Below are 246 nucleotides of genomic sequence, written 5' to 3'. Positions count from 1 at the left end.
CATCTACATCCTCGACGCCCACCACCAACCGGTCCCGGTGGGCGTGGCCGGCGAGCTGTACATCGGCGGCGAGGGCGTCGCGCGCGGCTACCTCAACCAAGCCGAACTCACCGCCGAGCGCTTCCTGTCCGACCCCTTCGTCGAAGGCGGGCGCATGTACAAGAGCGGCGACCTGGGCCGGTGGCTGCCCGACGGCACCATCGAATACCTGGGCCGCAACGACTTCCAGGTCAAGATCCGCGGCTT

General features: G+C 68.3%; 1 protein-coding gene. It reads left to right on the top strand.

What is annotated here, in order from left to right; translation table 11 throughout:
• A partial coding sequence (locus tag I8J34_RS24475; RefSeq protein ID WP_214364227.1) for an AMP-binding protein occupies nucleotides 1–246 on the top strand: 246 nt, incomplete at both ends.

The organism is Denitromonas iodatirespirans (genome assembly GCF_018524365.1).
Taxonomy (GTDB): Bacteria; Pseudomonadota; Gammaproteobacteria; order Burkholderiales; family Rhodocyclaceae; genus Nitrogeniibacter; species Nitrogeniibacter iodatirespirans.
Note: the sequence above shows the minus strand (reverse complement) of the source record. Positions and strands in the feature narration are given on the sequence as shown.